Origin of the sequence: Corallococcus praedator (assembly GCF_003612125.1) — a bacterium.
Lineage (GTDB): Bacteria > Myxococcota > Myxococcia > Myxococcales > Myxococcaceae > Corallococcus > Corallococcus praedator.
Map to the genome: position 1 here is coordinate 1 of NZ_RAWI01000713.1, position 2,011 is coordinate 2,011.

2 protein-coding genes are annotated in these 2,011 nt (G+C 69.9%); both read left to right on the forward strand.

From position 1 onward, the window contains the following. Positions 1-26 precede the first annotated feature (26 nt). Positions 27-1,034 (forward strand): zinc-dependent alcohol dehydrogenase family protein, encoded by a 1,008-nt coding sequence (locus D7Y13_RS41145; protein WP_120586184.1) that lies wholly within the window; start codon positions 27-29, stop codon positions 1,032-1,034. 132 nt (positions 1,035-1,166) lie between these two features. Then, a partial coding sequence (locus D7Y13_RS41150; RefSeq protein ID WP_147452635.1) for a M16 family metallopeptidase occupies positions 1,167-2,011 on the forward strand: 845 nt, incomplete at its 3' end.

The following is a 2,011-nucleotide window of genomic DNA, read 5'->3' on the forward strand; positions in this document are numbered from 1 at the left end:
CCCTCTCCCCTCCCGGAGTCACCCCCATGAAGGCGTACGAGCTCCAGCACACCACCGGCATCGACGGCTGGGTCCCCGTCGAGAAGCCCCGGCCGCAACCCGGCCCCGGCCAGGCGCTCGTCCGCATCCACGCCGTGTCCCTCAACTACCGGGACCTCATCATCGCCAAGGGCACCTACCCGGGCACCAAGCCCCCCGTCATCCCCGTCTCCGACGGCGCGGGCGAAGTCGTCGCCGTCGGTTCCGGCGTCACCCGCGTCAAGGTCGGGAACCGCGTCGCCCCCACGTTCTTCCAGGTCTGGACCGACGGTGAGCGCACCCCGGAGAAGGTCGCCCATGCGCTCGGCGGCGGCGTTCCCGGCGTCCTCGCCCAATACGTCTGCCTGGACGCCGAGGGGCTCGCGCTCCTGCCCGACTGGCTCACCTACGAAGAGGGCGCCACCCTCCCCTGCGCCGCGGTCACCACCTGGAACGCGCTCGTCCCCCAGGGTGGCCTCAAGCCCGGGCAGACAGTGCTCGCCCAGGGCACCGGTGGCGTGTCCATCTTCGCCCTCCAGTTCGCCCGCATCCTCGGCGCCCGCGTCATCCTCACCTCCAGCAGCGACGACAAGCTGGCGAAGGCAAAGCAGCTCGGCGCGGAGGGGCTCGTCAACTACAAGAAGTCGCCGGACTGGGCGAAGGAGGTCCTCGCGCTCACGGACGGCCAGGGCGTGGACCACGTGCTGGAGGTCGGCGGCGCCGCGACGCTGCCCCAGTCCGTGAAGGCAACCCGCGAGGGCGGCCACATCGCGCTCATCGGACTGCTCACCGGCGCCCCGGGCAAGCCCGACAACGCCGTCACCGGCAGCAAGCATCTGCGCGTCGTGAGCACCTACGTGGGCAGCCGCGTCATGTTCGAGGACATGCTGCGCGCCATGACGCCCCAGAAGACGAAGCCCGTCATCGACCGCGTCTTCCCCTTCGAGCAGGCCCGCGAGGCCCTGCGCTACATGGAGTCCGGCGGCCACTTCGGGAAGATCGTCATCTCCGTGTGACGCTGGCGGACACCGCGGCCTTCGCCCGAAGAATCCCTCCCCTGGGAGCACGACCTTGGGCGTAACGTCCCGCGCGACTTCCGGGAGCGCTCGCGAGCACATGGGCGGGCCCGGCACCGAAAGGGTTCGCGCATGCCCCGCCTGTTGCCCCTCCTGCTGCTGATGCTGGCGCCGGTCCTCCCGGCCTCCGCCCAGCCCCAGGAGTCCTCCCGCTTCTTCCCCTACACGCTGAAGACCACGAAGCTGCCCAACGGGCTCACCGTGGTGCGCGTGCCGTTCAACTCGCCCGGCATCGTCGCGTACATCACCTCCGTGCGCGTGGGCTCCCGCAACGAGGTGGAACCGGGCCGCACCGGCTTCGCCCACTTCTTCGAACACATGATGTTCAAGGGCACGAAGTCCAACCCCGAGGGTCAGCGCGAGCGCATCCTCGGCGGCTACGGCTTCGACGACAACGCCTTCACCACCGACGACATCACCGTCTACCAGGCCTACGGCCCCACCGCCGGCCTGCCGCAGCTCATCGCGCTGGAGGCGGACCGCTTCCAGCACCTGGAGTACTCCGAGCCGTCCTTCCAGACGGAGGCGCTCGCGGTGCTCGGCGAGTACCACAAGAGCGCCGCCGCCCCGGACCTCAAGATGGAGGAGTCCCTGGCGAAGACGGCCTTCACCCGCCACACGTACCAGCACACCACGCTCGGCTTCTACGACGACATCAAGGCCATGCCGCAGGCCTACGCGTACAGCCGCACCTTCTTCGAGCGCTGGTACACCCCCGCCAACATCACCCTCTTCATCGTCGGTGACTTCGACGATGCCCAGGTGCTGGAGGCCGTGACGAAGCACTACGGCAACTGGAAGCGCGAGCTGGCCACCGTCGCCATCCCCGCCGAGCCCGCGCAGACGAAGGCCCGCGCCGTCCACGTGGACTGGGCCCAGCCCACCCAGCCGCGCCACGTGCTCGCGTGGCACACCCC

Coding starts and splice junctions, on each gene's coding strand:
- D7Y13_RS41145 (WP_120586184.1), top strand. CDS start 27: ATGAAGGCGTACGAGCTCCAGCACACCACCGGCATCGACGGCTGGGTC.